The sequence below is a fragment of the Pantoea sp. Ap-967 genome (assembly GCF_011752565.1).
Taxonomy (GTDB): domain Bacteria; phylum Pseudomonadota; class Gammaproteobacteria; order Pseudomonadales; family Pseudomonadaceae; genus Aquipseudomonas.
Genome location: NZ_VWXK01000002.1, coordinates 332,531 through 356,596, shown reverse-complemented (window position 1 = coordinate 356,596; position 24,066 = coordinate 332,531). Strand labels below are relative to the sequence as shown.

At 62.1% G+C, this 24,066-nt stretch carries 19 protein-coding genes and 1 pseudogene; 8 read left to right on the top strand and 12 right to left on the bottom strand.

Going from position 1 to position 24,066, the window contains the following annotated elements; genetic code table 11:
• The first annotated feature begins 66 nt into the window (after positions 1-66).
• From F3J45_RS04105 to F3J45_RS04095, 3 genes are all read left to right on the top strand, one after another.
• The gene (locus F3J45_RS04105; RefSeq protein ID WP_167057730.1) at positions 67-570 is read left to right on the top strand and encodes a sigma-70 family RNA polymerase sigma factor; all 504 of its coding nucleotides are present in this window, start codon (positions 67-69) and stop codon (positions 568-570) included.
• Between the two features lie 53 nt (positions 571-623).
• A complete protein-coding gene (locus tag F3J45_RS04100; protein ID WP_167057727.1) occupies positions 624-1,535 on the top strand; it encodes a DUF4880 domain-containing protein in 912 nt (303 codons plus the stop codon).
• A 127-nt stretch (positions 1,536-1,662) separates the two neighbouring features.
• A complete protein-coding gene (locus tag F3J45_RS04095; RefSeq protein WP_167057724.1) occupies positions 1,663-4,107 on the top strand; it encodes a TonB-dependent siderophore receptor in 2,445 nt (814 codons plus the stop codon).
• A 146-nt stretch (positions 4,108-4,253) separates the two neighbouring features.
• Here F3J45_RS04095 and F3J45_RS04090 read toward each other — a convergent pair whose 3' ends face one another.
• Entirely contained in the window at positions 4,254-4,739 is a 486-nt protein-coding gene (locus F3J45_RS04090; RefSeq protein ID WP_167057721.1) for an ATP-binding protein, read from the bottom strand.
• Positions 4,740-5,096: 357 nt separating this feature from the next.
• On the opposite strand from F3J45_RS04090, the gene F3J45_RS04085 reads away from it, so the two are divergent.
• The gene (locus F3J45_RS04085) at positions 5,097-5,567 is read left to right on the top strand and encodes a GNAT family N-acetyltransferase (protein WP_167057717.1); all 471 of its coding nucleotides are present in this window, start codon (positions 5,097-5,099) and stop codon (positions 5,565-5,567) included.
• 362 nt (positions 5,568-5,929) lie between these two features.
• Here F3J45_RS04085 and F3J45_RS04080 read toward each other — a convergent pair whose 3' ends face one another.
• The 8 genes and pseudogenes from F3J45_RS04080 to prpF form a co-directional block, all read right to left on the bottom strand.
• The gene (locus F3J45_RS04080) at positions 5,930-7,279 is read right to left on the bottom strand and encodes an LLM class flavin-dependent oxidoreductase (protein ID WP_167057714.1); all 1,350 of its coding nucleotides are present in this window, start codon (positions 7,277-7,279) and stop codon (positions 5,930-5,932) included.
• Between the two features lie 15 nt (positions 7,280-7,294).
• The gene (locus F3J45_RS04075; RefSeq protein WP_167057711.1) at positions 7,295-9,736 is read right to left on the bottom strand and encodes a TonB-dependent siderophore receptor; all 2,442 of its coding nucleotides are present in this window, start codon (positions 9,734-9,736) and stop codon (positions 7,295-7,297) included.
• A gap of 157 nt (positions 9,737-9,893) precedes the next feature.
• Positions 9,894-10,391, bottom strand: a complete 498-nt coding sequence (locus tag F3J45_RS04070; protein ID WP_167057708.1) for a RidA family protein — start codon at positions 10,389-10,391, stop codon at positions 9,894-9,896.
• A gap of 15 nt (positions 10,392-10,406) precedes the next feature.
• Positions 10,407-11,987: an FAD-dependent oxidoreductase gene (locus F3J45_RS04065; protein ID WP_167057705.1), complete on the bottom strand. Its 1,581-nt coding sequence runs from the start codon at positions 11,985-11,987 to the stop codon at positions 10,407-10,409.
• Positions 11,988-12,042: 55 nt separating this feature from the next.
• Positions 12,043-12,249 (bottom strand): hypothetical protein, encoded by a 207-nt coding sequence (locus tag F3J45_RS04060; RefSeq protein ID WP_167057702.1) that lies wholly within the window; start codon positions 12,247-12,249, stop codon positions 12,043-12,045.
• Positions 12,250-12,728: 479 nt separating this feature from the next.
• A complete protein-coding gene (locus tag F3J45_RS04050) occupies positions 12,729-13,454 on the bottom strand; it encodes a transporter substrate-binding domain-containing protein (RefSeq protein WP_167057699.1) in 726 nt (241 codons plus the stop codon).
• Positions 13,455-13,483: 29 nt separating this feature from the next.
• On the bottom strand, positions 13,484-14,704 hold the full coding sequence (locus F3J45_RS04045; RefSeq protein ID WP_205300386.1) for a lactonase family protein: 1,221 nt from the start codon (positions 14,702-14,704) through the stop codon (positions 13,484-13,486).
• A gap of 71 nt (positions 14,705-14,775) precedes the next feature.
• Positions 14,776-16,040, bottom strand: a pseudogene (prpF, locus tag F3J45_RS29990) (2-methylaconitate cis-trans isomerase PrpF).
• A 180-nt stretch (positions 16,041-16,220) separates the two neighbouring features.
• Here prpF and F3J45_RS04035 point away from each other — a divergent pair.
• Together F3J45_RS04035 and F3J45_RS04030 are read left to right on the top strand one after the other, a co-directional pair.
• On the top strand, positions 16,221-17,036 hold the full coding sequence (locus F3J45_RS04035) for an AraC family transcriptional regulator (protein WP_167057696.1): 816 nt from the start codon (positions 16,221-16,223) through the stop codon (positions 17,034-17,036).
• 82 nt (positions 17,037-17,118) lie between these two features.
• The gene (locus tag F3J45_RS04030) at positions 17,119-17,496 is read left to right on the top strand and encodes a cupin domain-containing protein (protein WP_205300399.1); all 378 of its coding nucleotides are present in this window, start codon (positions 17,119-17,121) and stop codon (positions 17,494-17,496) included.
• A 168-nt stretch (positions 17,497-17,664) separates the two neighbouring features.
• On the opposite strand, the gene asd is transcribed toward F3J45_RS04030, so the two are convergent.
• Genes asd through F3J45_RS04015 form a run of 3 tightly spaced genes read right to left on the bottom strand, consistent with a single transcriptional unit; the run spans position 17,665 to position 21,650 of the window.
• Positions 17,665-18,534 carry an archaetidylserine decarboxylase gene (gene asd, locus F3J45_RS04025; protein ID WP_167057690.1) on the bottom strand — a complete coding sequence of 290 codons (870 nt, stop codon included), beginning with the start codon at positions 18,532-18,534 and terminating at the stop codon, positions 17,665-17,667.
• Positions 18,531-20,078 carry a GMC oxidoreductase gene (locus F3J45_RS04020; protein WP_167057687.1) on the bottom strand — a complete coding sequence of 516 codons (1,548 nt, stop codon included), beginning with the start codon at positions 20,076-20,078 and terminating at the stop codon, positions 18,531-18,533. Before F3J45_RS04020 ends, asd begins: the two co-directional genes overlap by 4 nt.
• A gap of 3 nt (positions 20,079-20,081) precedes the next feature.
• A complete protein-coding gene (locus F3J45_RS04015; RefSeq protein WP_167057683.1) occupies positions 20,082-21,650 on the bottom strand; it encodes a GMC oxidoreductase in 1,569 nt (522 codons plus the stop codon).
• Positions 21,651-21,983: 333 nt separating this feature from the next.
• On the opposite strand from F3J45_RS04015, the gene F3J45_RS04010 reads away from it, so the two are divergent.
• Both F3J45_RS04010 and F3J45_RS04005 read left to right on the top strand, forming a co-directional pair.
• A complete protein-coding gene (locus F3J45_RS04010; RefSeq protein ID WP_167057680.1) occupies positions 21,984-23,009 on the top strand; it encodes an alcohol dehydrogenase in 1,026 nt (341 codons plus the stop codon).
• The gene (locus tag F3J45_RS04005; RefSeq protein WP_240164521.1) at positions 22,999-23,916 is read left to right on the top strand and encodes an MBL fold metallo-hydrolase; all 918 of its coding nucleotides are present in this window, start codon (positions 22,999-23,001) and stop codon (positions 23,914-23,916) included. The genes F3J45_RS04010 and F3J45_RS04005 overlap by 11 nt, the downstream gene beginning before the upstream one ends.
• Positions 23,917-24,066 lie beyond the last annotated feature (150 nt).

Here is a 24,066-nt window from a genome sequence, read left to right as displayed (position 1 = left end):
AATCGCATTAATGATAAGTATTATCATGCACGACTTTTCTTCATTTGACTTCCGGAGGCTCGCGCCATGCCCCCCGTCGACCGCCAGGCCATTGGCGACCTGTACCTGCGGCACCACAGCTGGGTGGTCAACCTGTTGCGCAACAAGCTGGGCGACCGCGAGCAGGCGCTCGACCTCGCCCAGGACACGTTCGTGCGGCTGTTGCGCAGCGAACTGCCGGCGCACCTGCGCGAGCCACGCGCGTACCTGGCAACGGTGGCGGGGCGCCTGTGCCTGCAGCATTTCCGCCGCCAGGCGCTCGAACGGGCCTACCTCGACAGCCTGGCCCGGCTCGACCCGCTGCTTCAGCCGTCGGAGGAAACCCGGCTGCTGGTGCTGGAGGCATTGGACGCCGTGGGGCAGATTCTCGATGGGCTGGGCAGGCGGGTACGTGAGGTGTTCCTGCTGTCCCAACTCGATGGCATGGCCTATGCCGAGATCGCCGAACAGTTGGGGTTGACGGTGAACATGGTGCAAAAGGACATGCTCAAGGCCTACCGCCATTGCTACGCCGCGGTGTACGGCCAGTGAGCGGCGGCCCGGTGGCGCCCCCGCGCCTCGACCCGCACGTACTGGAGCAGGCGATGCTGTGGATGGTTCGCTTGCAGTCTGGGGCGTGCAGCGCGGGCGAAGAAAAGGCCTGTGCGCAGTGGCGCCAGCAATCCCCTGAGCACGAACTGGCCTGGCAGCGCCTGGCGGGGTTGGGCCAGGGCCTGCGGGAAGGGACCAATGGGCTTGGCGCGGCGAATGCCCGCACGCTGTTGCACGCCCGAGCGCAGGTCACGCGCAGGGCAGTGCTAACCGGCCTTGCGGGCGCCGGTGTGCTATTGGCCGGTGGTTACAGCGTGCACCAGCGCAGCCTGTTGCCAGGGCTGTTCAGTGACCTCACCACGGCCACCGGGGAACGCCACCGTTGGCAACTGGACGCCGGTCTTTCCCTGCAGCTCGACGCAGGCAGCGCGCTGGACAGCGACCTGGTGGCAGGCATGCGCGTGCTCACGCTCAACCGTGGGCGGGTGCTGCTCGAGGTGGAGCAGGGCGCTCAGGTCAGCCTGCGCACCGCCCAGGCCCGGGTGCTGCCAGGCGGCGCAACGCGGCTGATCGTGCATCAGCAGCCACGTTCGACCCTGGTGCAGTTACTCAAGGGCGAGGCGCTGGTGGAATATGCCCAGGGCGCACGTAGCGAGCTGGTTGCGGGTTGGCAGCAGGCCTTCGGTGCCTCCCGCGCTGATGCGCCTGTGCCACTGGCGCTGGGCGCCGACGCCTGGACCCACGGCCAGCTGGTCGCCGAGCGCATGCCGCTGGAGCAACTGCTGACGGAACTGGACCGCTACCGCAAGGGCGTGCTGCGCTGGGACCCGCGCGTTGCCGGGCTGCAATTGACCGGTACATTCTCGCTCGATGAACCCGATGCCAGCCTGGACTTGCTGAGCCAGGTACTGCCTGTGCGGGTGCAGCGGGTGCTGGGGTATTGGGTGAATGTGCTGCCGGCTTGAGCCGGTGCATGAAAGGCCCAGAAGCGTTATCGAAAAAAAACGCCATCGGCGGGCAGATTTCCGATTCTCGCGCATCAAGACAGGCAAACCCCTCTGATTCGCCCACTGTCTGCCAAGGATCGCCTCAATGCAGTCTCGTCTCACCCCGCTCGCTACCCGCCTGCGCCCGCTGGTCATCGGCCTGGCCGTGGCCACCTTCCAGCTACCTGTTCAGGCCGTCTTGGCGGCTACCGAGCAAGCCGGCAGCCGCCGTTTCGACATTGCCCCCGGCAGCCTCGACAGCGCCCTGGCGCAGTTTGGCCAGCAAGCCGGGGTCATGGTGGCGGTGGACGCCAAGCTGTCCAACGGCCTGCGCAGCCCGGGCCTGCGCGGTGACCATGGTGTCGCCCAGGGCCTGTCGTTGCTGTTGGCCGGCACCGGCCTGCAGCCCGTGCAGGTGGCGCGCGACCGCTACCGGCTGATTGCCCAGAGTACCACCAGTGGTGCGCTGGAGCTGGGCGCCACCAGCATTAACGCCGACGGCCTGGGTGAGACCACCGAAGGTACCGGCTCGTACACCACCGCGGTGACCAGCACTGCCACCAAGATGAACCTGTCGATGCGTGAAACCCCGCAGTCGATCAGCGTGATCACGCGCCAGCGCATGGATGACCAGCACCTCACCACCATGGCCGACGTGCTCAAGGAAACGCCCGGCGTCACCATGTCCCAGGACGGCGGCGAGCGCTTCAACATTTACTCGCGCGGCAGCGCCCTGAACACCTACCAGTTCGATGGCGTGACCACCTACCAGGAAAACCAGACCCGGACCATGCCCAGCACCTTGCTGGACATGGCGATCTACGACCGGGTCGAGGTGGTGCGTGGCGCCACCGGCCTGATGACCGGTGCTGGCGACCCCAGCGGCGTGGTCAACGTGGTGCGCAAGCGCCCGACCCGCGACTTCAAGGCCTACGTGCAAGGGGGCGTGGGCTCATGGGACTACCGGCGCCTGGAGGCCGACATTTCTGGCCCGTTGACCGCTACCGGCAATGTGCGGGGTCGGCTGGTGGCAGCCAAGCAGCTCAACCACACCTTCATGGACTGGTACCAGCAGGACAAGGACATCACCTACGGCGCACTGGAAACCGACCTCAGCGACAGCACCGTGTTGCGGCTCAGCATCGAGCACCAACGCTACCGCCCCACGGGTGCCCAGGGCGTGCCGCTGATCTACAACGACGGCACTCCGACCGACTTCTCACGCTCCACCAGTTCCGGCTCACGCTGGAGCGTCGACCGTATCGAAACCACCAACTACAACATCGGCATCGAGCAGCAATTGGCCGGCGACTGGCAGTTGAAAGTTGGCACCACCTACATGGACGTGGACCGTGACGTGGACGCCGCGGCTTACTACAGCCGGTCGAACTTCTCCAACATCAGCCCCGACGGCACAGCGCTGATCGACCAGAGCAAGGCCGATGTCACCCAACGTCAACGCGCCGTCGACGCTACCCTGCAGGGCCCGTTCGAGCTGTTCGGGCGCAGCCACGAGCTGATTTTCGGCGCCAACTACCTTGATTACGTCAACCATCACCATTCCGATGAATTCGGCGATACCTCGCTCGATTTCCACAACTGGGATCATGAACTGCCCAAGCCTGACAAGGCCGGTTACAGCCCAGTGATGGACTACGATGTCAGCACCCGCCAGAGCGGTTATTTCGTTGCCAGCCGCTTCAACTTGAGCGACAGCCTGCACCTGATCCTCGGCGCACGTGCCAGCAACTACCGCTACAACTACTTCCTGCAGGTATTGCCCAACGGCACCCCGTCCGCGTACAGCATGAAAGAGCGCGGCGTGGTCACCCCCTATGCCGGCCTGGTCTACGACCTGACGCCGGAGCAGTCGCTGTATGTCAGTTATACCGACATCTTCAAACCGCAGGATGCCCGCGATGCGAACGGCCAGGTTCTCGATCCGGTGGTAGGCAAGAACTACGAGGGCGGCTGGAAGGGTGAGTTTTATGAGGGACGCCTCAACGCCAGCGTCGCGGCCTATTTGATCAAGCGTGACAACGTGGCGGAGTTCGCAGGCTCTCGCGTGATCCCGGGCACTGCCAATCAAACCGAGGACTACTACCGCGGTGTGAGCGGCGCCGAGACCAAGGGTGTCGACCTGGAACTGGGCGGTGAACTGAGCCAGGGTTGGAACGTTCAGGCTGGCTACAGCCATTCACGGACCGAGGATGCTGACGGCGCACGCCTGACCACGCAGTTGCCGATGGACACCGTGCGCCTGTGGAGCACCTACCAGCTCCCCGGCGACCTGCAGCACCTGACCGTGGGGGGCGGGGTCAACTGGAACTCCAGCCATTCGGTGTACTTCAGCCGGTACGGTGCGCGTGTTACCCAGAAGGACTACAGCGTGGTGAACCTGATGGCGCGTTATCGCTTCAACGAGCACCTGTCGAGCACGGTCAACCTGAACAACCTGTTCGACGAGAAATACTATTCCGGCATTGCCGGGAGCTGGGGCCAGTATGGCGCGCCGCGTCATGTGATGATGGATGTGCGGTACGACTTCTGAGCGTGAGATGGGCGCTGACCCTGACAGCGTTTGCGCCCATGAGATCGAGCGCCGCCCGCGCGGCGCATCGCGAGCCGTGCTCGCTCCTACGTCTATTTCGGGCCAATTATTCCTGGGAGATAACTCAATCTCACGGGGGCTGCTCGTCAATTTCGGTGAACTTCAATCTGGAGCCCCTCATCTTCATGTGGTGCTCGAAAATAGCTAGTGATCAGATCGAACTCTGCGTCAGTCGCCGCAAACTCATGTTCACCTCTGTGGTTGCGAAGATGCAACCTGTCTCGACAGGTATCATCGTCGACCTCGATGTAGTGGACGCGATGTGGAACCTTGGCTGCGTCAGCCAGGTCGCGCAGCCATTGTCGATCCTGAGGAGTGTTTGCAGGAAAATCCAAAACGACAGGCACTCCAGCCCGAAGAACATCGATGACGAGCGGGCCCAGCACCTCCCGAATCTGGCGCGCAAGACGCACATAGTCGGTTACTGACTTGATCTGATCAGGGTATAGCCGTGAGAGCCAATTATCCTCACTCAGCAGAATCGTAGATCCTTCAGCTGCCAAGCTTTTGGCTAGCGTTGACTTACCGGATGCAATCTTTCCTGAAATAAGATGCAGCATTGGTTGGGGCATAGAGACGTCTCCTTGTCGAACCCCGATGATGCTCATTGAAAAGCGCCGAAGCAATCACCGAGCATTCACGTCCGCAATGGGTCGCAAGCGGCCATTCATTCACGTCCACGCTTAGTTGGCCGCAGGCCATTATCGTGTGCCCCTGTGCCCCGAAATTTGACACGCTTTTCTGCAGCATGAGATGTTGCCCTCATGACGAACTACAACTGCGTAACCTTGATGCGCCCCATGATGTCCCCCTTCGGCGGGCCATAGGGCGTTGCGCGCGTAAATTCCACGCATCCCCTAAGCCCCGCCCACAATGGTCGGGGCTTTTTCATGCTCCGATCATGAGCACACATGATAAGGAGTATGAGCATGTTGGCGATCCGCCCAGCCAGGTACAGCGACGCCGAAGTCGCTTTCGATATCCGGCTTCAGGCTATACGGCACCAGTGTATTACCGTCTACACGCCAGAACAGGTTCAAGCCTGGACGCAGGTGCCGTTGACGGACCGGTACCGGGCCAGTGTCGAGCGCCAGTACCACATTGCATGGTGGGGCGAAGCAGCGGTGGCCACGGGGTTTATTGATTTCCAGTCGGGTGAGCTGGGTGCTGTATTTGTCCTGCCGGGGTTCATGGGGCAGGGAATTGGCAAGTCCATGATCCATTACCTGGAGCGGCTGGCGCGTGAGGCCGGGCTTGCCGAAATACATCTGGATGCGACCCCAAATGCTACTGCGTTCTACCATCGGTGTGGGTTTCACGGGGAGGAAAGCGGCATCTATACCTCGCCTTCGGGGCTTGAACTGGCATGCACGCCCATGCGCAAGCGATTGATCGGATGAAGAGGGCAGGGTCTGTGGGAGCGGGCTTGCCCGCGAACACCGGCGTAGCCGGTGCCATCCACAGCGTCGCCTGCTTCGCGAACAAGCCCGCTCCCACAGGACCCGGTAGGAGCGAGCGCAGCTCGCGATGGGCTGCAAAGCAGCCCCAGCACTATGAGCCGCGAGGCTGAAACCCTGGGGCCGCTGCGCGCCCCATCGCGAGCTGTGCTCGCTCCTACCGGGGCGGCGCTGGCCTGGAGATGGGCGCTTGATCGGCAGCCCAGGGTTGTGGTGTATGTCAAGCGCCGGTGTTCGCGTATCGCATTTTTGGGCACTCACGCATTGCAGCGCGGCGCCAGGGCGGCGGGTGGACTCTCAAGGGCTCACACCGTTTCCTCGACGCGCTCGGTGGCGTGCTGAGGCGATGATGCATGGCGGTTCTGCGGTACTGCCAGCCCAAGGTGCCCGCGCAACGTACGGGCCTCATACTCGCTACGGAACAGCCCGCGCTCGCGCAGGATCGGCAGCACCTCGTTGGTGAAACGGGCGAAGTCGCTCGGTGCGCCCACATGAATGTTGAAGCCGTCCACGGCACTCTCGCGGAACCAGCGTTCGATCTCGTTGGCCACGGTCAGCGGTGAGCCGACGAACTTAGAGTAGGGCTGGCCGAAGCGCAGGGCCGCCTGGCGCAGGGTCAGGTTCTGTTCGGCGGCCACGCGCTTGATGCGCTCGGCGTGGCCACGGTAGCCGTTGCTGCCCAGGTCGCCCAGTTGCGGGAAGGGCGCGTCAAGGTCGTACTGGCTGAAGTCGTGATAGTTGAAGGGGCGGCCCAGTTGCACCAGCGCCTTGTTGAGGTCCAGCTCACCCTTGCGTTCGCGTTCGATGGCCTGAGCCTGCTCGTCGGTATCGGCAATGATCGGGTCGATGCCGGGGAACAACAGCACATGATCGGGGTTGCGTCCCGCCTCGGCGGTGCGCCGTTTGATATCGGCGTAGTACTCGACCGCGTCTTCGAAGTTGTCGACGCCCGCGAAGATGCCTTCGGCGATCTGCGCCGCCAGGCCACGACCCGATTCAGAAACCCCGGCTTGAAAGATCACCGGCTGCCCCTGGGGCGAGCGGGAAATGTTCAACGGCCCTGTGACCGAGAAAAACTCGCCCTGGTGGTCCAGACGATGCTGCTTGCTGGCTGTGAGGAAGCGCTTGTTGGCTTTATCGCGGGGGAAGGCGTCATCCTCGTAGGAGTCCCACAAGCCTTGTACCACGGCGACGTGTTCATGGGCGCGGCGGTAGCGCTCGCCGTGGTCGATATGCTGCTCGCGGCCGAAGTTGCCGGCGGCACCCTCCAGGCCGGTGGTGACCACATTCCAGCCGGCGCGGCCATGGCTGATATGGTCCAGCGAGGCGAACTGGCGAGCGACGTTGAAGGGTTCGGTATAGGAGGTGGTCAGGGTGGCGACCAGGCCAATGCGCTCGGTGGCGCCCGCCAGCGCCGACAGAAGGGTCAACGGCTCCAGGCGGTTGAGAAAGTGCGGCGCCGACTCGGGGGTGATGTACGGGCTGTCGACGATGAACACGAAGTCGAACTTGGCCGCTTCGGCGGCGCGCGCCTGTTGCTTGTACCAGTCGATATCGATGCTGGCATCGCCAGGTATCTCTGGGTGCAGCCATTCGTGCTGGGTAGTACCCACGCCGGTGAGAATGGCGCCAAGGTGCAGTTTGCGTTGAGTCATGGGGTTATCCTTTCATCAGAAGTTGTAGGTCAGCCGAGTGAAGTAGTAACCACCGGTAAAGCCGTAGGGCGAATAGGCGCCGTAGCCTTTGGTCATGGTCTTGCTGCTGGGGTTCTGGCGCTCGGGGTAGATATCGAACAGGTTCTGCGCACCCACGGCCAGGTTGAGGTCCTTGGTCAGCTGGTAGCCCACATCCACATCCGTGATCCAGCGTGCCTTGTACTCGCGGTCCAGGCTGCGGTCAGCGGCGGAGTTGACTTCGCGCCAGGAGCCGTAGCGGGTCAGGGTCAGGTTGCTGGTCCAGCGGTCCAGCTGCCAGTTGGCGCCAAGAATCAGCTTGGTGTTGGGTTGTACATCGGTGATGAAATTGCGGGCCTGGCGATCCATCAATGCGTAGTTGGCACCCTGGATGCTGACATTTTCCTTGTAGCTGAGGATGTCGGTCTGGTTCCAGTTGAAGGCCGCCGTCCATTTCACCTTGCCCCAGTTGCCCAGGGCCTGGTCGTAGTTGCCGACCAGGTCCAGGCCCTTGGTACGGGTGTTGGCGCCGTTGGTGAAGTAGCTGCCTCCGGTGGTTGAGTCGATGCCGTTGGCAAGCAGGGTCTGGGTCACTTCGGGGCCAAGCAGGGTACCGGTCAGGGTGATGCGGTCGCGCACGTTGATCACGTAGGCGTCGGCAGTGAATGACAGGCGCTCGTTGGGCTGGAAGGTGGCGCCGAGGCTGAAGTTGGTCGAGCGCTCGGGTTTCAGCGCCGTCGCCCCCAGCGCTTGAGCGGCGCCCGATTCGACCGGCAGAACGCCGTAGTTGATCGACTGGTAAACCCCATTGACCACGCCATAGGTGGTCGAGCGCGCACTGAACAGGCTGTTGGCCAGCGAAGGCGCGCGGAAGCCGTTGCTGACGGTTGCCCGCACCGCGAACTCAGGGGTGAAGTCGTAGCGGGTCGTCAGCTTGCCGCTGCGGGTGGCGCCGACGCCCTGGTTGTAGTGTTCGTAGCGCAGCGCGCCACCCAAGTACCACTGCGGCAGCGGGTTGAAGCCGACGTCTATGTAGCTTGCCACGCTGTTGCGGCTTGTGCTGGTGGCTTCGGCCGGCGAGATACCGTTGGTGACCTGGGCGCCGGACGCGGCGCAATCACCGGGGGCACGGCAGTAACCACCGTTAGCCCAGGAGGCCCAGTCACCGTCGCGGACCTGATAGGTTTCCTTGCGGTGCTCCAGGCCCACGGCCAGGTCCAGTGGTTTTTCCAGGCCGATATCAAAGCTGCGGCTGAGGTCGAGGTTGCTGGTCAGTTGGGTGGCAATCCAGGTGCCGGACTCGAAGTGATTGGGCGTCGCCTCGCCGAGCGACGGGTTCTGGTTGTGCGTGGTGCCTTGCAGTGCGGCATTGCGCCCGTAGGTGCTGGACAGGTCCCAGGCCCACTCGCCGATCTCGCCACGCCCGCCAAGGGCCGCCTGGAAGTCGTCTTCATCGATGTACCAGGTTGGCGTGTAGCCGGCGGGGTAGCCATTGGGGCCGGTGGTGATGGTGTTGGTGATGGTCGGCAGGCGGAAGTTCTGGCCCTGCTCGGCCTTGCGGTGCGAATAGGTGGTGAAGGAGTACAAGGTGAGGTCGTCGCTGACTGGCAGTTCGGCGTTGTAGCCCAGGGTCAGCAAGTTGATCTTCGGCGTGCCGTAACCGCCATAGGTTGCCTTGCCGGCCTTTTCATAAGCCTCTGCATAGCTATAGCCGTTGGCGCTGGCCTTGTTGTCGTCGTTCTGGCTGCGCGCATCCAGCGCGAGCTGGAGGATGCCGCCATTACCGATTTCGAAGCCCTTGTTGAGGCTCTGCTGCACGGTCTGCTTCTTGCCGTCGTATCCCTGGCCGACGTTGGTCACCGAAGTGCCGGACTCGTCGGCCTTGAGGATCACGTTGATCACCCCGGCGATGGCGTCCGAGCCATATTGCGCGGCAGCGCCATCACGCAGTACTTCGACGTGGTCGATCAGGCTGATGGGGATCAGGTCGAGGTCGGTGGGGGCGGCGCCGGCATGGATGCCGCTGATGTTCAGGGTGGCGCTGGTATGCCGGCGCTTGCCGTTGACCAGCACCAGCACTTGAGCGGCGTTGAGGCCACGCAGGCTTGGCGCGCGGGCCATGCCGCTGGCGTCCCAGCCGGTTTTTTCCGGCAGGGTGAAGGAGGGCACGGTGGCGCTCAGCGCTTCCATCAGGCCGGGTTTGCCGGTTTCCTGTAGTTGTTTGGCGCTGATCACGTCGATCGGTACCGGGCTGGTGGTGACGGTGCGTTTCTCCGAGCCCCGGTTGCCGGTGACGATCACCGTGCCCAGTTGCGCCGAGGTGGTCGCCTGGTCGTCGTTGCTGGCGGCGAAGGTGGTTGGGGCGCCCAGGCTGGTGCCGGCGGCGGCCAGTGCCAGCAAGGCGGGTCGAACGTGGACGGTTGGCAGATGTAAAGGCATGCTCTCTCTTCCTGAGGCGCTATTGATTTTTGCTTGCACGAAGCCTGTCCGCCGGGCTGGCCCGGCAGAAGGAATGAATGGTGCGCAGTGGGAGATCGCCGCTCCCGCAGGGTCCCTGCTAATTCAATGAGGTAGCGTTTTCTCTATGAACGGGTGGCTAGGGAGCCTTGGCGGCAATTGCTTCGATCTCGACCAGCGCGCCTGGCAGCGGCAGGGCAACGACCTGCAACGCCGTGCGGGTGGGTTTATTGGGCTGGTCGGCGGTGGCGAAGAATTTTGTGTAGGCCGCCTGCAGGCCGGCGAAATCGAGCTTGCCGCCGTTGGCCGGGTCACCGACCAAAAACACCCGCAGTTGCACGATATCGCCCAGGTCCAGGCCCTGGCTTTGCAGCGCCGTGCGGATCTTGCTCAGTACCGAAAACGCCTGGGTTTCGGTGTTGCCGTACGCCGCAATCGTCTGCGGTGCAGCCTTGGGGTCGGCAACGTCCGGCAGGGTGCCGCTCACGAAGGTCAGCGCGGCGCCTGCCGGCACGGTCACCAGTTGCGAAATGGGGAAGTTGGAGCCAGGTGGGGCGACACGTTTGATGGTGTCGGCCTGGGCGTTGAGTGCAGACAAGGTCATAAGGGTTCCAAGTAGCAAGGCGGCGGTTTTCATGGGCAGGTTCCTGGTTCAGGCGGCGACGCCGCGTTGCTGTTGTTGCGCGTGGTTGGCGATCTGCTTCACCACATGGCGCGCGGACTCGGCGGCGGTGTTCTGCCAGATGCCGACGCCACCGTGGGCCAGGGCATCGCTGGCCAGCCAGGTGCGCCCCTTGGCCTGGTTGAGCTGGCTGTAACCGGGCTCGGCCACTTCGTCTTGCACGATCCACGGGCTCTCGCTGAAGGGCACTTTCGACCAGTTGACGGCCACGCCATTTTGCAATTTGCCGCCATGCCCGGGGTGCAGCGACTCCACCGCACTGCGCGATGAAGCCAATTGCTGGGCAAGCGACTGGCTGGCGAACTTGCGCGCCACGTCGCCGTTGTTGTAGGTGCCGATGAGCACGCCACGGGCGCTGTTGAGGTGGTCGCTGGGGTACCAGAGCAGGCGCGCTTCGTGGTTGATGTAGGAAAGGCCGCCATAGATCTGGAATTCGCTTTCCCAGAAGCGCGGCGCCTGCCAGGCCACCTTGTTGGCCAGGTCCGGCTTGGCCAGTTCGATGGCGTCTTGCGTCGGTTTGCCGAAGTTGTGCTCGACCTTGGCGAGCAGTGGCAAGGGAATCGTGACAATGGCGTAGTCAGCGCTCTCTACTTGGGTCTTGCCGCTGCGCCGGTCACGCCAGCTGACGCGGGCCCCGCTGTCGGAGGTCTGGATCGCCTGCACTTCGGCGTGCAACTGCACCGCGTCCTGCACCTTGGCGTACAGCGCCTTGGCAATTTGGTCCATGCCGCCCACCGGCTGGAACATGGTCGCGGAAAACTCAGGGATCTCGTCAAAAACCAGTGGCAACATCAGGTTGGGGTTGAGCAGCTGTTTGAGGGCAACCGGTTGGCGCTGGATCGGCGTCTGCTCACCTGCGCCTGCGAAGCGGCTGTAGCCGGCGCGCACGGAGCCTTGGTACGTGCGTTGCTCGTTGAGGTCGCCGTAGACCTTGAGAAAATCCAGCAGCGCCTTTTGGTCGGCGGCGTCCAGCTGCTTGTCCAGTGCCTTGCTGCTGACACTGCGCGACAGCAGTTCGCTGAGATGGCCACGGGTATCGTTGACCGCCTGGCGCAACAGCAATGGCGGCTGGCTGAGGTCGGGTTGGGCGAGGGCGTTGCGGCTGCTGTTGACCAGCACTTCCAGCGGTACGCCGAGTTCGCGGCAGTAGCCAAGGATGGTCAGGTGATGGCTGGGCAGGCGCGCTGGGCCTGCGTTGAAGTAATGGCCCTCATCGAACTGCACCGTCTGGCGAGTGCCATCGTTGTGTTCGATGCGGTCGCCATTGCGCAGCGTCCAGGCCCGCCCGCCGATCCGCTCGCGGGCTTCGAGGATGCGTACCTCGAAACCGGCCTTGCGCAGTTCATAGGCACTGACCAGGCCACTGATGCCGGCACCGACGATCAGCACGCGCTTGCCGTTGCCGGCTGCGGTCGGCAGGCCCAGTGGGGCGAAGCTGGTGGCGGCTGCCGTGCTTGGCAGCAAGCCCAGCGCGGACAGGCTGCCAAGGGCGGCGCCGTAACCGCCAGCGGCCATCAGGTGGCCGATCAGATCCCTACGGGTGAGTCCCATATCGAATGTTCCTTATCGAAAGTGGTGGCCAGCCGGGCGGCTGGCTCAACGTGAACTAGAGGCCGTAACGCACGCTGAGCAGCGCGGTGACCGTGACCGTTGGCAGGCGCTCGTTATCGGCTGCATTCGCGAAGTGGGCGAGAGGTGCAAGGGGTGCCAGGGCACTGGCAAGGGCGGGGTGATCGAGCGCGATATTCGGCGAATGGTTCATGGCCGCGAGTTCCTGACAACCAACAGTGGAAGTGATGTCGGATGCCAGCATGCCAAGGCCATTTACCACGCCGATGGTCGGCTACGGATACGGACGAAGGAGCGGAGATCCTTTGCCTCCACCTGTCCGTGGTCGGTCTGAAGAGAACATATCTCTATAAGAAAATATTTTGAAAGACTTTATGGTTCTATTCTAATTATCGAAAATATGCATTTATAGTGATATATAAAATATGGTTTACGCATTTTGTTGGCTGTTAGGTCGCTACCGATGACAATTCATCGTCAGCAAGCTCGCGCCTATGGAAAAATCGCAACTATCTGATTTAGAAGATTCACCGCCGGACAGGGTGGCTGGAAATGCCTCCAGGCGATGGGCCAGGCCCACTTCGGTAAGCGCCTGCACGGCGCGCTCCTTGGGGTTGTTCACCCGCAGGTATAGAATTTTAAGGGGGTTGTTGGGTTGCCGGTTGCAGGCATTGCGCCGCTACCTTGCCGAGCAGTTCCACGGCCTTCTGCAGGCTACCGACCTCAGCGCGGTGCGCTGAGGTCGGTTTGTCCGCTGGCGAGTAACGCGCCGCGGACGAAACCCTCGGCAAGTCGTCGCTCGACGAAATCTCGTACGTAGGCTGCTCCCGCATCACGGCCGCGTGGAACCGCGACTGCCTGACGGATAGCGGTGAAGGCTCCCTGTATTACCCGAAAATCCGGATGCTTGGCTGCGATTTGCTCCAGCGGTTGCCTTACGCCGGCGGCCGCATCCAGGCCTTGGTCGATGAAGAGTTCTACAGCGCCAGCAGAGGTGTCAGCCCTGTGCAGCTCAGCATGTTGCAAGGTGCGTGACAGGTACAGGTCGTATGCGGCGCCGTTGCCTACCGCAAGTCGAAGCCCGGGTTGATCCAGGTCCTCGATCGTGGCGTAGGGGGCATCGGCTCTGACCAGGTAGGTCCCTTCGATCAGGACGTAGGGTTCGCTGAAGCTGATCTGCGCAGCGCGCACGGGCTCGATGGCCAGGAAGGCCAGAGTCCATGCGTTGTGTTCAAGTGCCGCGAATACTTTCCCGGCTGCATCGTATGTGTGCAATGCGAGCCCTACGCCCAGCGCTTCGGCCAGCGATTTGGCTAATGCAACAGAAACGCCATGCGGTTCCCCGTCAGCGCCTGGCTGAGCCAGCACGGGGTTACCGAAGTTGATTGCCGCATGCAGAATGCCTTCGGGCGCCAGGTCCTTGAGTACCTGTTGGGCGATAGGGCTCATACCTTCTCCAGGATCATGAAAAAACGGCTTCAGACGGTGCGGAAAATCATGCAGACCGGGCTGCCGGTGTCGATCGGATGTTCCAGTAACGCCAGTTCGCCTTTCGGGCTAATGGCGAAGGTCTTGATGTTGTCGCTGTCTTCGTTGGCGACGAACAGGAAGCGCCCGTTGGGGGAGGTGGTCATGAAGCGGGGCTTCTTGCCTTGGCTGGGCACGTTGCCGACCGGGTTGATCTTGCCGGTAGGCTGATCCACCGAGTAAATGGTCACGCTGTCATGCCCACGATTGGAGGAGAACAAATGTGCTCCATCCGGTGCCATGACTAGCGCTGCGGCACGGCTGTCGCCTACGAAGTCCTGGGGGAGGGCTGGAATCATCTGGAATGGAACCAGGGAGCCGTCGTTCTGGTTGTAACGGTAGCTGGTGATCGTGCTGTCCAGCTCGTTTACCACATAGGCAAAAGAGCCAGTGGGAGAGAACACTACATGCCGGGGGCCGGCACCTTCGCGTGATTTGATTTCATGGGCCAGTTCAGGCTTCAGTGCGGCCCCGTCCTGTTTCAAATCGAACACAAAGACCTTGTCCAGCCCCTTGTCCGGCACCACCAGGTAACGGCCTGATGGATCGCGTGGGATCATGTGTGGGTGGGCGCTCGCCTGCTCGATCTTGTGGGGGCCAGGGTTGCCCGGAAGGTCGTATTTGCTGACGACGGGTTGCAGGTGGCCGGTCTTATCGAACGGCAGCATGACAATGCTGCCGGTGGCGTAGTTGGCCACTGCGAGGAATGTGTTGCTCTTGTCCACGGTAAGGTGGACGGGGTTGTGCCCTTCGCAACTAACAGAGCTCACCTTGGTGAGTGTTCCGCTGCCTGGCTCAATTTGAAATGAGCTGAAAGTAGACTGGTCGCCATGCACGCAGAACAACAGGCTCTGGGTTTGGTCGAGGCACAGGAAGGATGGGTTGGTCAGATCGCCAACGGTTTGAACCCGTTCGGAGCGACCTGTCTGCGGGTCATGTCGATAAACCGTGATGCCAGCGCCACGGGCGTTACGCTCGCGAGTGGTTCTGGAACCCACATAGACACATTGGGTTTTGTTCGAGTTGGCAGGCTGCATAGTGTTCTTCTCGGGTTCTGATTTGGCATTTGCCGCTCCCGCGCCGAGGCCCAGAATGGTTGCCGCAGCGACGATGGAAGTAGAAGAGAGCAGCGTGCGTCGAGAAATGGCGGGTGAGAACGGTGATGGGCGCATAGCAAAATCTCATCGTTGTTTTTGTTGTGATGAGTGCCGCCGACCTTCGGAGGTCGGCGGTAGATGAGCAATCAGTACTTCGACGGTACGAGCACCCAACCTTCCATCAGGCGGCGGGCGCTGCGGCTCATGACGGTCTTGTCCACGATCCAGTTACCATCGACCTGGGCGGTCTGCGCGCCAACGGCAACGGTGCCGGCGGTATGGCCCATGTTCACCTGGCGTTCACCGATATCACCGACGATCCGGTTGACCAGCGTGCCCTCCAGGGCGGCTGCCACGGCAACGGCGACAGCGCCTGTGCCGGTAATCGCGTGGTGCAATTTGCCCATGGAGAGAATGCGAGCGATCACATCGATCTCGGCCGCTTCGACTGTCTTGCCACCGGCAGCCCCGTAAGTTTGCGGCGGTGCGACCAGGCACAGCTTCGGGGTGTGCGGGCGAAGGCGCGTTGCCTCTTCGGCGGTAGCCGCCAGGCCCATGGCCACGGTGCAGTGTGCGCGGATGGTTTCCAACGACTGCAGCAGTTCGGCGTTGCCATTGACCTGGTCTTGGGTCTCGGTGCCGGTCAGGCCAACGCGCATGGCGTCGACGAAGATCGTCGGGTTGCCTGCATTGAGCAGCGTTGCCGGCAAGCCTGGAAAGCCGGGAATGTCCAGCTCATCCACGACATTGCCGGTTGGCAGGATGCTGCCGCCTGAGCCGCCGGGCTGAAGGAACTCCACGACGATTTCGGCCGCTGGGAAGGCGACGCCATCGAGCACGAAGTCACCTTCTTCAACGACCTCGCCATCCTTCATCGGGACATGGGCGATGATGCGTTTCTGAATATTGCCTGCCAGATGCGCAGGGTGGCGATGCCGTCACGAGGCGCATCGTTCAGCCCTTGGCGAATGGCGAACGGGCCAACGGCTGCGCTCAGGTTGCCGCAGTTGCCGGACCAGTCGACCACTGGGTTTTCGATTGCCGGGGCACCGAACAGGTAGTCGACATCGCAATCATCGCGATCCGACTTGCCGATGATGACAACCTTGCTGGAGCTGGAGGTGGCAGCGCCCATGCCGTCGATCTGCTTGCCGTAAGGATCCGGGCTACCGATTACACGGAGCATCAGTGCATCGCGCTCCGGGCCGGCCGCAGGAACATCCTGCTCAAGGAAAAAGACGCCTTTGCTGGTGCCGCCGCGGCGGAAGTAGCGCACGTCTTCGTGTGTGTCCAGGCGGCTGGTTACGGTTACGTTTTCGGTGGTGCCGTCTGCGCGCTCAATGACGAGTTGCAGCTTGTCGCCTGGCGCGAAGGCGTCGTGACGGCGATTGCCGCACGGCTCCGGCGTCATGGCGTAGACGGGAATGAGGTATCCTCGGAATGTTTTCTTCGATCGGCGGCGGCGTGGCGGCCCCACCTGTCCTGGCCCCTTCGCGGGCAAGCCCGCTCCCACAGGTACTGCACCGGCCTCAAGGCTGTGGAGGCCCTGTGGGAAAGCACCCAGCCCTACCAACAGCTTCGAGAAAACCTCATGGAACGAAAGCCATCTCCAACCGACTGGGTGATCCGCAGTGCTCGCCCCGGCGGCGTCGAGCGCATCGAAGCCTGGTTCGGCAGCCATGGCTACGATCCGCACCGCCACGACACCTATTCGATCGGCCGCACCCTCGCCGGCGTGCAGAGCTTTCACTACAAAGGCGCATTGCGGCACGGCGTGCCGGGCAACACGCTGGTGTTGCACCCGGACGAAGTGCATGACGGCATGGCCGGAACGGATGCAGGCTTTCGCTACCGCATGGCTTACATCGACCCTTCGCTGATCCAGAACGTGCTTGGCGGTGAACCGTTGCCCTTCATCGCGGGTGGGCTGTCCAGCGACCCACGCCTTTACCGTGCCAGCGAAACCTTTGTGCAGGCACTGGATCACCCGCTGGAAACCCTGGAAGAACAGGACGCCGTTTACGACCTGGCCATGGCGCTGCGCTCCGTCGGCGGCAAGCCACGCGGTCGCAAACGCCTGGATTACCGCTCTGCCGAGCGCGCCCGGGCGTTCATCATGGAGCACCTGCACCAAGGCATCACCCTGGAGATGCTCGAACAGGCCAGTGGGCGTGAGCAGTGGAGCTTGTCGCGGGACTTCCGGGCGCTGTACGGCACCAGCCCCTACCGCTTTGTCACGCTGCGGCGCCTGGACTGTTTTCGCCGGCTGATCCTGGATGGCTTCACCTTGGTGGATGCCGCCCTGGCCTCGGGCTTTCACGACCAGAGCCACATGACGCGCCACTTCACTCGCAGCTACGGCGTGTCACCCATGCGCTGGCTGGAGCGCTTACGCCCCTCTGGCTGACTTGCAGGATCGTACAAGCGCCGTGTGCGTTTCGTTCGATAGGCTGATCGCTCAAACCTAGAGAGGATCGGTCATGAACGATATGTATCAGCAACGCGCATCGCAACCTGTGAACCTGGCCCAGAAGGCGTCACTGATTGAGCAACAGTGGAGCCCAAGGGTGGTCGCGGAAATGAACGACTACCAGTTCAAGGTCGTGCGCATCGAAGGGGAGTTTATCTGGCATTCGCATCCGGAAACCGACGAAGCGTTTCTGGTACTGGAAGGTACCTTGCGGATCGACCTGCCGGAGGGCTGCGTTTATGTGCAGCCGGGTGAGTTGTATGTGGTGCCGCGTGGGGTGGAGCACCGCACGGCGGCGCAGGGGGAGGCGAAGCTGATGATGATTGAGCCGCGGGGTGTGCTGAACACCGGGCATGAAGGAGGAGAGCTGACGGCGCTGAACGACGTCTGGATCTGAGCCTCTAGAGCAGGTAGTTCCAGCCAAACTATGGAAAATGTACCCGCAAAAATACCCTTGATACCCTTAAAGGATTCGCGAACGAGAACTGCCATTTCTGACGGCTGAGGCTGTGGCCCCGGCTGATCTTCAGGGTAGCTCCATGGACATTGTCGATTACAGGGTCAGCTATTGGTTGAGGCGGGGAGCAGTGGTACCTAAAATCTGGCCTACCTGGACCGTAGTGCCTGGCGATACTGTATCAATCCACTCTACCGCCTTGGGTCCAAACAGGACGATGACGGTAGACCCCACGTCAAACGTACCCATCTCGTCACCCTGCGCCAGCTGAACACTGCCGTTTCCAGCGAGAGGGTAGGCGAATGTCGTCACTGTTTTGCCCGGAGCGTCTACCAGGCCTGCCCAGGCCGTCCTGATCGATGCCACAACCATCGCACCCACCAGCACCACCGCCATGGGGCCAAGCGCCGTTTCAAACAGGCAAATGACTCGCTCGTTACGTGCGAACAAGCGCGGTACTTTCGAGACGGTCAGGGGATTTACCGAGAACAGCTTACCGGGTACATGGATCATTTCTCGCAGGGTGCCAGCAATCGGCATATGGACACGATGGTAGTCACGCGGGGAAAGGTAGATCGTGACAAACTGCCCATCATGGAAACTTGCGGCCTGTCCAGCGCCGCCTAGCAGTTCAGTCAGGGTGAAGTCATGCCCCTTGGCCTGTAGCAAGCGCTCGCCGGTGGTCGGTCCAATTTGGCTGATCGATCCATCGGCAGGGCTGGTCACTGTTCCGAAGCCTCCCTGCAAAGGCCGTAATCCCGGCTTCAATGCGCGGGTGAAGAACGCATTGAAGTGCGGGTAATCTTCGGCGTGCTGGCCGATTGCCGCGCTCATATCGACCTTGTACCGTTTGATGAACCCTTTGATAAGCCGGTTTTTCAACCAGGGTGATTTGCATCTGGCGATCCAGCCCGCCACGCGCGACAGTGCGTGGTGGGGCGCCAGGTACTGACCCAACATGAACAGCCGCTCGCTCATCGCTGTTCACCCGCCACGACCTGCGCGGTGTCGTCACGCTGGATGGCCGCCACCAGATGGTCTGCGACGTGCGTGGCCCAAGCCGCAATGGTCAGGCTCGGCGGCCTACCGGGTGACGTCGGCAAGGCTGCGGCGTCGGCCACATACAAACCAGGGTTGTCGAAGATTTCACCGTTGGCGCCGATCACACCATCCTCCACCGATGCACCCAGGCAGGCGCCGCCCAAAGGCTGCACGGTGATTGGGGCGCGAGGCGCGTGGATGCGCGTGCCGGTAGTACGCTCGATCGTGCTTACTTCGTAGTCGATCTCCTGGTAGACCGGGCTCAGTGCCTTGTCGTAGCGAACAGTGAGTTTGCCATCCTTCACGCGGAGGCTGCCGTTGTTGTGATCCTTACCCAGCGCGACGATGAAGGTATTCTTGCGCAGCCAGCGCTTTAGCCATTGGGGCAAGGGCATGTCGTCGATACCTTGGATCGCTGCCCGTAACACCTGAGCAGACGTGCTGGGTGAATCCTTGCTGCGAAACGGCCCGCTCAGCGGCAGGCCGCGACTAAGGTCCATCGCGGCATTTTCTCGCCAGAGGGCAAAGTAGCCGCCGTTGGTGCCGAAGTTCATCCCAAGCCTTGGCATGCCAGTAAGCGCTTTGGTTTCGTCCCGGCCCTTGAACAGCAGCGAAACGGTATTCAGGCAGCCTGCGGCGAGGATCACGTGCTTGGCCCGGAGGCTGTGCGAGGTTCTGCTGCGGTGGTCGAGGTACTGCACCTCGTAGCGCGCACCGCCCTTGTCGGCTGCGCCCACCTTATAGATGGCAGTTGCTTCGCATAGGTCCTGCACCTTCAATCCCTTTTGCATTGCCGGCCAGATCACGGCGAAATCGAGCGTGGTCTTGGCACCTGAAAATGATCCCAAAACGCTGTTGCTTTTGTAGTCGCATTCCCAGCGGTCAACGCCGTTGGCATCCGTCACCTTGGCAGGCACGCCAGGCTGATCGGGCAGTAGAAAGCCAAGCAGCGGATTGGCCAGGCCTTCGGTAGAGAGTTGGCCCTCGTAGTCTGTCAGGCTGATGCGATTAGGAACCTGGTCGCTTGGCGCTGCGGCTCTTGCCCCGAGCAGTTGAATGACTTGGGTGTAGTAATCGTCCATCCGCGCTTGGCTGATCGAGGGATGGTGCCCATCCCAATAGGTAGGGCTTGCGGGTTTGGCCAACATGCCAGCGTAGATATGGCTGCCACCGCCCACGTTCGAGGAACACACCACATTGATGCCATCGCCGTGGTAGGCCTCGACGAAGCCTTTGCGGTTCAACAGCACCTGCCGTTTCGAGAGGTGAGAGCGAATCGACCGCAAGCCATGGGTGAATGCCTTGCCCCCCTGGGGCAAAGGCGCCGGGTCGACCACGCCAATGGAGCGGTTAGGTACCGTGTCGCGCCACGGCCCGCGCTCCAGCATGACCACGTTGCAGCCTGCATCGACCAGGCGCTTGGCAGCGATCGCACCGCCAAACCCACTGCCGATCACCAGAACTTCGACCGGATCTGTCATGCATCAGGCCCCTTGGCGTGCTGGCGCTGGCTCAGCCTGGCTGCCAGACGCAGCCTGATGTGCGTCGCGCTCGCGCAGGGCGGCGATCAGGCGGTCAGCCACATTCGCAGACCACGCAGCGATTGTCAGGCTTGGCGCGCCGCCAGGGGAAGCGGGGAGGGCGGAGGCGTCGGCCACGTACAGCCCGGGGTTGTCGAACACTTCGCCATTGGCGCCCACCACACCGTCGGCGATCGAGGCGCCGAGGCAAGCGCCGCCTATGGGGTGAACCGTCACCGGGTTGCGGGGCGCGTACACCTTTGTACTCGTCGCGCGCTCGATGTTCGCCACCTCGTTGGCGATCTGATCGTAGATCTCGTTCTCGCCCGTCTTGTAGGCGATCCTGAACCGCCCGTTGTGCATCGACATGGTGCCGGTGTTGTTGTCCCCGCCGAAGGCGATGATCACGGACTGCTTGCGCAACCAGCCTTTGAGCAGGGGCGGCATCGGGATGGCATCGATTCCCTGAATGCTCGCCCGGAGCACCAGCACCGAATGGTTCTGCGAGTCCTTCAAGCGGAAGGGGGAGCCGATCGGCATCCCTTTGGACAGGTCCTTGCTGCTGTTCTCTTTCCACAAACCGAAGTAGTCGCCATTGCCACCAAAGCGCATGCCCAAGCGCGGCATGCCGGCAAGACCGCCGTTCACATCCCGGCTCTTGAGCAGCAGGCGCACGCTGCCAAGGCCACCGGCGGCAAGGATGACATGTTCCGCCAGAACACGTTCATGGGTGTTCGTGTCGTGATTCCTGAAGCTCACCTCGTAGCGCATCCGCTGCGAAGGATCACCGTTGAGCCTCCGAATCCCGACAACTTCGCATTGCGCCTCGATCTTCAGGCCCTTCTGCATCGCAGGCCATAGGGTAGAGAAATCCAGCGTTGTCTTGGCTCCGGAGGGTGAGCCAAGGAAGCTGTTGTTCTTCATGTCGCACTCCCAACGCTCCAGCCCATTGGCATCGACGCGTTTTTGCGGCTGGCCTGGTTGCTCGGGCATCAGGAAGGCGACGGCGGGATGGCCCAGGCAGCTCAGCGTTCCACCATAGTTGGTGTGTTCGATGCTGTTCGGCACCTGATCCTGCGGGGTCAGCGGGCGTGCCTGGTAGGTGCTCAGGAGCTCTTCGTAGTACCGCTCCATGTCGGCGTTGCACAGGCCCGGATGCCGAGCGTCCCAGTAGTTGGGTACCAAGGGGCGATCCATGAACCCAGCATACACATGGCTGCCACCGCCAACACCCGAGGAGCAGATGACGTTGATGCCGTCACCGTGGTAGGCCTCGATAAAGCCCCGCTTGTTCAGGACGATGTCTTTTTTCAGGCGGTGCGAGCCAATGCAGCGCAAGCCGTGGGTGTATGCCTTGATGCCTTGGGGCAGCGGTACCCGATTCTTGATGCCCAGCGACCGATTGGGCAGCGTGTCGCGCCAGGGGCCACGCTCAAGCATCAACACATCACGCCCAGCTTCTGCTAAGCGGCGCGCAGCGATTGCGCCCCCGAAGCCACTTCCGATAATCAGCACTTCTACTTTTCTTTGCATGGTTCAACCCGCAGAGGCAGCGTTCCAAATGAGCTATTCGGGAGGCCCGCTCCCGAGTTGGCACTATTTGGCGCGCAGAGGTTGACGGGGGCCAAGCAAAGAAAATGGGTGCGTACGAAAGGAATTCTTTTCAGCACCGCCAAAGGTTGCCAGCCATGGGCAACTTCAATCGTTCGCGGCGAGCCTGGGTAAGGCACAAAGCCCCCCGCGGCAAAGAATTTGTTTGCCAGATGAATAGTTTTACTCATTTGGCCCCCGGGCATTTCTGCTACCAGAATCAACGATTCCCGGGATCAGCCTGGGCTGCCCTACGACGCTGAGGAGATGCTGCACATGGCGGTTAACACCTACAAGGCGATGCAAGTCATCCGGCCCGGTGACTTGCAACTGGTGGAGCTGGAGGTCCCAACGCCCGGCATCGATGAAGCGCTGATCCGGGTCGAGGCATGCGGTATCTGTGGCGCGGATGCCGGTGCAATCGAGGGCCTGGAGGCCGGGCTGAAATTGCCGCGCACCCCAGGCCATGAGGTGGTTGGACGCATCGTCGCGCTGGGGGCTGCCAGCACACGCTGGCAGATCGGGCAGCGTGTCGGCGTCGGCCGGCTGGGTGGGCATTGCAATGCCTGTGAGCAATGCCGGCGGGGTCACTTCAACCTGTGCCAGGACCAGCCGGTGGTGGGCAGTTCGCAGGACGGGGGCTATGCGCAGATGATGATCGCCCGCGTCACGGGGCTGGTCGCGATCCCCGATGTGCTGGGCTCTGTGGACGCCGCGCCGCTGCTGTGTGCGGGCATTGCCACCTTCAATGCATTGCGTAAGTCAGGCGCCCTGGCCGGGGATTTGGTGGCGGTCCACGGGATCGGCGGGTTGGGGCACCTGGCGTTGCAGTATGCCAGGCGGATGGGCTTGCGGGTTGCCGCCATCGGCCGCGGCGCGGACATCGAGGCCCAGGCACTTGAACTGGGCGCCCATTGCTATATCGACAGCCAGGCGCAAGACCCGGTGGCGCGTCTGAAAAGCCTGGGCGGTGCGCAAGTCATCCTGACCACCATCACCGACAGTGCTGCCGTTTCCCCGTTGATGGGCGCATTGGCACCGCAGGGCACGTTGCTGGTGGTCGGCGTCGGTCGTGAGCCGCTGAGCATCATGCCGGGGGCCCTGGTAGGGGGGGAGCGCACCGTCAGGGGCACCATCACCGGCACGCCTTACGAATCGGAAAAAACGCTGGACTTCAGCGTGATGGCTGACGTTCGTGCACGCATCGAGACAATGCCGTTGGAGCGTGCCTGGGAGGCCTACCAGCGGGTGCGCTCCGGCGAGGTGCAGTTCCGCATGGTACTGACCATGAATGACGCCTGACCGGCGCCGTTTCCATTCGCTATCAAGGAGGACAGACGTGGTATTCAAGTTACTCGCGGGCGCGATGTACGTTGCAATGCTGGTGGTGCCAGGTGCAGGCCTGGCGGCGCAGGAAGGCATGACGCAAAAGGTGGTATTTCAGGGAGTGCGTAACGCCACCATCAAGCTGGGCTTTGGCGACGTCACTTTTCTGATCGACCCCATGCTGGGCGCCAAAGGCGCCTACGCCGCAGCCCCTGGCGCGCTCAACGAGCACCTGAGAAATCCGCTGGTGGATCTGCCGGTACCGGCAAGTGATGTGATGAAGGCCGATGCGGTCATCGTGACCCACCTGCACATCGATCATTGGGATGACGCTGCGCAGAAGATGCTGCCCAAGGCGATACCGGTCTTTGCGCAGAACCCTGAGGATGCTCAAAGGATCCAGGCCGCAGGTTTCGAAGATGTCCGGGTGCTCACTGGGCACAGTGAGTTCAAAGGGGTACAGCTTTCACGCACCGATGGGCAGCACGGCAGCGATGCGACCTTGGCCATAAGGGGCAAGCAACTGGGCAACGTCTCGGGTGTGGTGCTGCAAAAACCAGGTTTCAAGACCGTTTATGTCGCGGGCGACACCGTCTGGAATACCCATGTCGAGCAGGCCATCGCGCGCTACAAGCCACAGGTCATCGTGCTTAACGCAGGCTACGTGCGTTTCAAGGACATCGAAGGCGCAGTGATCATGGGTAAGGACGACCTTTACCGAGCGGCGCAAGCAGTCCCAGGTGCCTATGTCGTCGCCAGCCACCTGGAAGCGCTCGGGCACGCCACCCAATCGCGCCAGGAACTGGCCGAATTCATCCAGCAGAAGCAGCTCGACCCCCAGCATGTACTGGTGCCCGCAGATGGGCAGATGTACAGCTTCTAGGGCCCGCGACTTCAATCAAAGCAAGACCTACCCAAAGAGGCAGCCTCATGTTCATAGGATTCATCCCTGTGCTTTTCGCTTTCGCAGCGACCCTGGCATCGTTCAGAAACCTCCCGCTGGCACGTGCCCTGTGGATCGTGTGCGCGGTGC

What these genes read in the sequence shown, in the direction of transcription:
- F3J45_RS04105 (WP_167057730.1), top strand. Translation starts at nt 67, where the DNA reads ATGCCCCCCGTCGACCGCCAGGCCATTGGCGACCTGTACCTGCGGCAC.
- F3J45_RS04100 (WP_167057727.1), top strand. Translation starts at nt 624, where the DNA reads ATGCTGTGGATGGTTCGCTTGCAGTCTGGGGCGTGCAGCGCGGGCGAA.
- F3J45_RS04095 (WP_167057724.1), top strand. Translation starts at nt 1,663, where the DNA reads ATGCAGTCTCGTCTCACCCCGCTCGCTACCCGCCTGCGCCCGCTGGTC.
- F3J45_RS04090 (WP_167057721.1), bottom strand. Translation starts at nt 4,739, where the DNA reads ATGCCCCAACCAATGCTGCATCTTATTTCAGGAAAGATTGCATCCGGT.
- F3J45_RS04085 (WP_167057717.1), top strand. Translation starts at nt 5,097, where the DNA reads ATGTTGGCGATCCGCCCAGCCAGGTACAGCGACGCCGAAGTCGCTTTC.
- F3J45_RS04080 (WP_167057714.1), bottom strand. Translation starts at nt 7,279, where the DNA reads ATGACTCAACGCAAACTGCACCTTGGCGCCATTCTCACCGGCGTGGGT.
- F3J45_RS04075 (WP_167057711.1), bottom strand. Translation starts at nt 9,736, where the DNA reads ATGCCTTTACATCTGCCAACCGTCCACGTTCGACCCGCCTTGCTGGCA.
- F3J45_RS04070 (WP_167057708.1), bottom strand. Translation starts at nt 10,391, where the DNA reads ATGAAAACCGCCGCCTTGCTACTTGGAACCCTTATGACCTTGTCTGCA.
- F3J45_RS04065 (WP_167057705.1), bottom strand. Translation starts at nt 11,987, where the DNA reads ATGGGACTCACCCGTAGGGATCTGATCGGCCACCTGATGGCCGCTGGC.
- F3J45_RS04060 (WP_167057702.1), bottom strand. Translation starts at nt 12,249, where the DNA reads ATGCTGGCATCCGACATCACTTCCACTGTTGGTTGTCAGGAACTCGCG.
- F3J45_RS04050 (WP_167057699.1), bottom strand. Translation starts at nt 13,454, where the DNA reads ATGAGCCCTATCGCCCAACAGGTACTCAAGGACCTGGCGCCCGAAGGC.
- F3J45_RS04045 (WP_205300386.1), bottom strand. Translation starts at nt 14,704, where the DNA reads ATGCGCCCATCACCGTTCTCACCCGCCATTTCTCGACGCACGCTGCTC.
- F3J45_RS04035 (WP_167057696.1), top strand. Translation starts at nt 16,221, where the DNA reads ATGGAACGAAAGCCATCTCCAACCGACTGGGTGATCCGCAGTGCTCGC.
- F3J45_RS04030 (WP_205300399.1), top strand. Translation starts at nt 17,119, where the DNA reads ATGTATCAGCAACGCGCATCGCAACCTGTGAACCTGGCCCAGAAGGCG.
- asd (WP_167057690.1), bottom strand. Translation starts at nt 18,534, where the DNA reads ATGAGCGAGCGGCTGTTCATGTTGGGTCAGTACCTGGCGCCCCACCAC.
- F3J45_RS04020 (WP_167057687.1), bottom strand. Translation starts at nt 20,078, where the DNA reads ATGACAGATCCGGTCGAAGTTCTGGTGATCGGCAGTGGGTTTGGCGGT.
- F3J45_RS04015 (WP_167057683.1), bottom strand. Translation starts at nt 21,650, where the DNA reads ATGCAAAGAAAAGTAGAAGTGCTGATTATCGGAAGTGGCTTCGGGGGC.
- F3J45_RS04010 (WP_167057680.1), top strand. Translation starts at nt 21,984, where the DNA reads ATGGCGGTTAACACCTACAAGGCGATGCAAGTCATCCGGCCCGGTGAC.
- F3J45_RS04005 (WP_240164521.1), top strand. Translation starts at nt 22,999, where the DNA reads ATGACGCCTGACCGGCGCCGTTTCCATTCGCTATCAAGGAGGACAGAC.